Origin of the sequence: Streptomyces zinciresistens K42, assembly GCF_000225525.1 — a bacterium.
In the GTDB taxonomy this organism is placed as follows: Bacteria; Actinomycetota; Actinomycetes; order Streptomycetales; family Streptomycetaceae; genus Streptomyces; species Streptomyces zinciresistens.
In genome coordinates this window covers 1-6,276 of record NZ_AGBF01000286.1, presented here as the reverse complement: position 1 = coordinate 6,276, position 6,276 = coordinate 1, and the positions used below count along the sequence as shown (strand labels likewise).

Here is a 6,276-nt window from a genome sequence, read left to right as displayed (position 1 = left end):
GGTCGGCGGGGTCGCCGTCGCGGCCGGAACCGGAGTCCTGCCCACATCGTTCCGCGGGGGCGAGCCGGCCCGGCCGGGCGCCTCCGTGACCAGCGGGGTGCCGCCCGAGACCCCGCTCGTCTCACCTTCCCCGGACGGGGGCGCGCAGGGCGGGCCCACGCCCGGCGGCGGATCGGGCGCGCCCAGCGGCACGGTCACCGCAGGCACCTCCCCCGGCGGCCCCGCCAGGGGCGGCGAGCCCTCCGCGGACGCCCGGGACCGCGGCACGAGCGGCTGGTGGAAGACCGTCGTCTCCTCCTGCCGCGACGTCCGCAACGGCAAGCCGCTCGACGACGTGCACCGGCGCGCACTCCAGGGCGCAGCGGGCGGCGCCGAGCGCGTGCGCCCGTACTGCAACAAGATCCTCAAGCTGACGGGCGGCAACGCGCCCGGCCGCAGTGTGCCCGAGCGGGCCGGCGGCCGGGGCGGTGACGGCCCCGCGGGCCAGGACGGCGACGACGGGCGGGGCGGCGACCGCGACGGCCCTCACCGCGGCGGCGGACGCGGGCCCGGCCCCTTCAAGGAGGGCGGCCGTACCGACCACCGCACGGACGGCGGGACCGGCGGCCCCTCGCTCACCGGCCGGCCACCGGACGGCGGCGACCGCGGACCGCGCTGAACCACTCCCCGAGCGCAAGCCGCTGACCTGCTGTTCTTCCCTCAACCGGAAGATCTTCGCGTTCCGCAGTGACGTTTTCGGCCGCGCGGACGCTGACCAGAGTGAGCCGACTGGTCATCGGCCTTCGCACAGAGCCGGGGTTCCCCCCGTACCTACGGCTCGTGCACATGGCGCGGGCGGGACACGTTCCCCCGGTCCCGCCCGCGCCCCACACCGCGGCCCCACACCGCGGCCGCCCGCGGCGGACCGCCCGCGCCGCGGACCGCGCCAAGCCCCTGGTACGCAGCCCGGCCCCCGTCGTCTCAGCGCGGCCGCCCCGGCCGCCCGGATGTCCCCCGGGGACGCTCCCCGCCCGCGACCGGTGGCGAACCACGCGGCAAGGTGGGACACAGGAGTGACGGCACCCCGCCGGCCCGCCCGGCCGGACGCCGCCGCACACCGGCCCCTCAAGGCGGAGGCACCCACCATGACGCGCGAGTCGGAGTCCGGACTGCCCGTCGAACCGGTCTACGGACCGGACGCGCTCCTCGGCTGGGACCCCGCCGAGCAGCTGGGCGAACCCGGCGCCTACCCCTTCACCCGCGGCGTCCACCCGTCGATGTACACCGGCCGCCCCTGGACGATGCGCCAGTACGCCGGATTCGGCACGGCCGCCGAGTCCAACGCCCGCTACCGGCGGCTCATCGCCCACGGCACCACCGGACTGTCCGTCGCCTTCGACCTGCCCACCCAGATGGGCCACGACTCCGACGCCCCCCTCGCGCACGGCGAGGTCGGCCGGGTCGGGGTGGCCGTCGACTCCCTGGACGACATGCGCGTGCTCCTCGACGGCATCCCGCTGGAGAAGGTCTCCACGTCCATGACCATCAACGCCCCGGCCGCCCCGCTGCTGCTGCTCTACCAGCTCGTCGCCGAGGAGCAGGGCACGGCCGCCGACCGGCTCACCGGCACCGTCCAGAACGACGTGCTCAAGGAGTACATCGCGCGCGGCACCTACATCTTCCCGCCGCGGCCGTCCCTGCGGCTGACCGCGGACGTCTTCCGCTACTGCCGGGCCGAGATCCCGCGCTGGAACACCATCTCGATCTCCGGCTACCACATGGCCGAGGCGGGCGCGAGCCCCGCACAGGAGATCGCCTTCACGCTGGCCGACGGCATCGCCTACGTGCGCACGGCCATCGCGGCCGGCATGGACGTCGACGCCTTCGCGCCGCGCCTGTCCTTCTTCTTCGTGGCGCGTACGACGCTGCTGGAGGAGGTCGCCAAGTTCCGCGCGGCCCGCCGCATCTGGGCGCGGGTGATGCGCGAGGAGTTCGGCGCCCGCGACCCCAGGTCGCTGATGCTGCGCTTCCACGCCCAGACGGCCGGCGTCCAGCTCACGGCCCAGCAGCCGGAGGTCAACCTCGTCCGTGTCGCCCTCCAGGGCCTCGCCGCCGTCCTCGGCGGCACCCAGTCCCTGCACACCAACTCCTTCGACGAGGCGCTCGCCCTGCCCACGGACGGCAGCGCCCGGCTCGCCCTGCGCACCCAGCAGGTGCTCGCCCACGAGACGGACGTGACCTCGACGGTCGACCCCTTCGCCGGGTCCTACGCCGTGGAGCGGATGACCGACGACGTGGAGGGGGCCGCGCTCGCCCTGATGCGCCGCGTCGAGGACCTCGGGGGCGCCGTCGCGGCCATCGAGCACGGCTTCCAGAAGGGCGAGATCGAGCGCAACGCCTACCGGATCGCACGGGAGACGGACTCCGGCGAGCGGGTCGTGGTCGGCGTCAACCGCTTCCGGCTCGACGAGGAGGAGCCCTACGAGCCGCTGCGCGTCGATCCCGCCGTCGAGGCCCGGCAGGCCGAACGGCTCGCCGGGCTGCGCGCGCGGCGGGACCGGCGGGCGGTGGAGGCGGCGCTGTCCGCGCTGGGCAGGGCGGCCGAGGGCGCGGACAACGTCCTGTACCCGATGAAGGAGGCGCTGCGGGCCCGCGCCACCGTGGGCGAGGTGTGCGACGCGCTGCGCGCGGTGTGGGGGACGTACGTGCCGCGTGACGCCTTCTGAACCGCCCGCGCGCACCCCCGCGGTCCAGCCTGCGAAACGGGGTGAGAAGAGGGGCGTGGGCGTGTGACACTCCTGTCCATGTTCGGCGTCATCGATCTCCCCACGTATCTGGCCGGTCTCGTCCTGATCGTCCTGCTGCCCGGCCCCAACTCGCTGTACGTCCTGTCGGTGGCCGCCCGGCGCGGCGTGCGCGCGGGCTACACCGCCGCGGCCGGGGTCTGGTGCGGGGACACCGTCCTCATGACCCTGTCGGCCGCGGGCGTCGCCTCCCTGCTCCAGGCCAACGCCGTGCTGTTCGCCGTCGTGAAGTACGCGGGCGCCGGCTATCTGACGTGGCTGGCGATCGGCATGATGCGGGCCGCGTGGGGCATGTGGCGCACCCGCCGGGACGCCGCCGCCGCCGAGGACGCCGCCGCCCCCGGCGAGGAGCGGCCCTTCCGCCGGGCGCTGGTGATCAGCCTGTTCAACCCGAAGGCGATCCTGTTCTTCGTGGCCTTCTTCGTTCAGTTCGTGTCAGTGTCCAACCCGGTTATGGGCTTCGTGACCCTGGGCGTACTCGCCCAGTTGGCAAGCGTGTTGTACCTGTCTGCGCTCATCTTCGGCGGGTCCCGTCTAGCTGCTGCGTTCCGTCGTCGGAGGACGCTCAGCGCAGGGGCCACCTCGGCCGCCGGGGTGCTCTTCCTGGGGTTCGCCGTCAAGCTGTCTCTGGCAAGCGCGTAGGGGGCTGGCATGTCTCACCTTGACGATGCTGCGGCCATGCTCGCTCGCATGAGCCTCCAGGAGCAGCGCGAGGCGCTAGGAGCCCTCGGCCTGCCTGAGCGGCTCCCGAAGGAGTCTCAGGAGCCCTCCAAGGTCACTCCGTTCTCTGTCCTTGTCAGCACGCCCAGCAGGCGGAAGCGGCAGCCACTCACCGTGAGGGTCGTGCGCAGCCCCGAGGCGTCCTGACCCTCGGTTTACCCGACAACGCGAATATTGGCGATGCCGCATAGAAGCCGATGAGCCGCACTCGTAGCGTCATGTCCACGGTCGCAACTGGGGCCAGACACAGGGGGGTTACGGCATGGCCCGCGAGGAACTGACCCGACTTACCGGCAACGGAAACGGCAACTGCAACAACGACGCCTGCCTCAACGTCTACCCGACCGCGTCCGGCTCGTTCGTCGTGCAGGGAGCGGCACGGGTGCTCGGTGCGGGGGAGTTCATCCCGTACGGGGCGCATCCGGTGCTGCTGGCCCAGACGACGGTGTGGGGTGCCCTGCGGGTGGAGTCATCCACGCGATGATCCGCACCGGCGCGCTCTACGAAGCACGCACCCCGGGCGACGTCGACCTGGCCGCCTGACGCGGCTCAACCGTCCCTACCCTCCAGGCCCCATCACGCCCGCGCACCGGCACGGCCACTGTGGCCCTGCCGGCCACCGGGCTGCCCATCAGCCGCCCGATCCGCCGGGAACATCCCCTACAAGCCGACCCTACCGGGGTTGACGAAACAGATAGGGGCACCCCCCACCCCAGTATGCGTGTTGTGAACGTGATCCAGGATCAGGACGGCAACCGGAAAGTCGTTGCTGATGTCGTCTATTCCTCCGAGAGTTGACACAAGAAATGCCCCCTCATTCCGGAAGGGGCATTTTTGGTTTCGCGGAGTGCGCCGGTATGGCTAACTCCAGTTGTTGTCCATCCTGATCAGTCGCTCCTTAACGTCATGCGGGATGACCAGCCGCCCCAACAGTTCTCCATCCTGCTTTCCAAGTTCGAAAGTTATCCCGGCGCTCAGCAGGTCCCTTTCCATGGCCTCTACGCCACCAGCCTCCCAATGCTGCTTGTACGTCATGCCGGTACTTTCGTAGATCCACCTGTCCTTCGTGGATTCCGGGTCAATCTTCGTCAAGTCGTTCATGAGAGTGTCTAGCGTGTTCTCTGCCTTCTCTCGAATCCGGCCTTGTCGAACCTTCCTCCGGGCTCCAGCCCGGACATGTAGTAGGCAATGGACTCTTCCAGTCGCTTGCGCTCACGCCTGTTTTCGTCACCTCTGGCGTACTCCCGGCGGATCACTTCGTAATCCCCCAGGGCCTCAAAGACGGCCTGTGCCAAAGATGAATACACATGCTCAGGGTCCGGCGTCACGAATCCGGGCTTCCGGCAGTCAGGGCACCGCAAGTATCGGTACTCCTTCACTTCGCCGGTAGAGAGCGTCTTGTAGTTGTTCGTTTCGTTAACGTTCCTGCCGCACTCGTGTTTCATGACACCGAGGAACCGGGTCGGACGACGGTCCTTCTCATGGTGACGCTTGTTCTTCGAACGGGTGGCAAGCGCCGCTTGCACACTCTCGAATTCCTTGTCAGTCAGGATCGGCTCATCCGTAACCCTGATCTCCTGGCCCTGCTTATCCAGTACCGGCGTAGATTTGTAGGTTGCCGCCTTCGTCCCTCCCTCGGTGCGAATTCCCCTAACCGCAGGGTTCCTGAGAATCCTAAGAACCTGCTGATTGTTCCACTTCCGGTCGCTGTAGGTCGGAACCTTGGCCCGGTCTAGGACCTTCGCAATGCGGTTTGCCGGAACCCCCCGCATTGCAGCCTGGTACATATAGCGCACGGCTCGGGCTTGCTTAGGGTATTGGACTAGGCGGAGTTTCCCGCCCACCCTGGCAGTCTTGTAGCCAAACGACGGCTTGCCAATCCGCCATTGGTCCTGCTGCTTGGTGTACTCCCAGTGAGACGAGACGCGAGTCTTGGTGTTGGCCGCCTCAATCTCGGCGACGGCTGCAATGAAGGTCACCATTGCTTGTGCCATGGGGGATGACAGGCCCAGGGTGTCATTGAGGGAAATCAGGTTCTTCCCGAATTTCTCGCACCACTTGATGACCTCATGTAGGTCAGAAATGCGCCTGATGAACCGGTCCAACTTCCAAAACAGAATCAAGTCAAACTCGGGTATGCGGTGGTTGAGCCAGTCCCCGAGTTCCTTCCGCTCCCAAGGTGCTTTCTTGGTTGCAGACACTCCAAGGTCCCTGGCCACGCCAACAACCCGCACGCCCTCACGAATGGCATGGCGGCGGAGGTCAAGTTCTTGCCTGGCAGGGGAAGTTGTGTCCTCCGTGAGGATGGACAGGCGTACCGACAGGAGGCCGCGGGGCGCGTCCTCCGGTAGTGCATCGTTCCTGACCTGGAGGTCGGCCAGCTCTACCAGTTCCTCGGCGGTCCACTCGGGAGCGGTCTTGGTAGCGGGTATGGCGCGAGAGTAGACGCAGTTTGATTCTGGAACGTTCTCGTGCAGTTCGTGGACCCCGCCTACGCCTACCCCGCCGTCTCCTTCGTGGTCCTCGGCGTCTTCGCCCAGGTGGCGAGCTTCCTCTACCTCACGGCGCTGATCTTCAGCGGCACCCGGCTGGCCGCCGCCTTCCGGCGCCGCAGGCGCCTGTCGGCGGGGGCGACCTCGGCCGCGGGCGCGCTCTTCCTCGGGTTCGCCGTGAAGCTGTCGCTGGCGGGCGCGTAGCCGTCCGCCCGGCGGGTCACCGCACCCGGCGCCGGGCGCGCCTGACCGCGCGGGTCAGGACGGGCGGCAGCAGGTCG

General features: G+C 69.2%; 6 protein-coding genes and 2 pseudogenes. 6 read left to right on the top strand and 2 right to left on the bottom strand.

Annotation, left to right across the window (positions count from 1 at the left end; genetic code table 11):
- The 5 genes and pseudogenes from SZN_RS41730 to SZN_RS34590 all read left to right on the top strand — a co-directional run.
- A pseudogene (locus tag SZN_RS41730) lies at positions 1-658 on the top strand (hypothetical protein); the annotation flags it as partial.
- 466 nt (positions 659-1,124) lie between these two features.
- A complete protein-coding gene (locus SZN_RS34605) occupies positions 1,125-2,705 on the top strand; it encodes an acyl-CoA mutase large subunit family protein (protein ID WP_043734689.1) in 1,581 nt (526 codons plus the stop codon).
- A gap of 78 nt (positions 2,706-2,783) precedes the next feature.
- Entirely contained in the window at positions 2,784-3,425 is a 642-nt protein-coding gene (gene leuE / locus SZN_RS34600; RefSeq protein WP_043734688.1) for a leucine efflux protein LeuE, read from the top strand.
- Positions 3,426-3,461: 36 nt separating this feature from the next.
- Entirely contained in the window at positions 3,462-3,650 is a 189-nt protein-coding gene (locus tag SZN_RS42085; protein ID WP_007504455.1) for a hypothetical protein, read from the top strand.
- 115 nt (positions 3,651-3,765) lie between these two features.
- A complete protein-coding gene (locus tag SZN_RS34590) occupies positions 3,766-3,987 on the top strand; it encodes a hypothetical protein (protein WP_007504453.1) in 222 nt (73 codons plus the stop codon).
- 377 nt (positions 3,988-4,364) lie between these two features.
- Here the strand turns inward: SZN_RS34590 and SZN_RS43000 are convergent, their stop codons facing one another.
- Both SZN_RS43000 and SZN_RS34580 read right to left on the bottom strand, forming a co-directional pair.
- Entirely contained in the window at positions 4,365-4,604 is a 240-nt protein-coding gene (locus tag SZN_RS43000) for a hypothetical protein (protein ID WP_007504451.1), read from the bottom strand.
- A gap of 8 nt (positions 4,605-4,612) precedes the next feature.
- Positions 4,613-5,809 (bottom strand): recombinase family protein, encoded by a 1,197-nt coding sequence (locus SZN_RS34580; RefSeq protein ID WP_244313473.1) that lies wholly within the window; start codon positions 5,807-5,809, stop codon positions 4,613-4,615.
- 165 nt (positions 5,810-5,974) lie between these two features.
- Here SZN_RS34580 and SZN_RS34575 point away from each other — a divergent pair.
- Positions 5,975-6,199, top strand: a pseudogene (locus SZN_RS34575) (LysE family transporter); the annotation flags it as partial.
- Between the last annotated feature and the right edge of the window lie 77 nt (positions 6,200-6,276).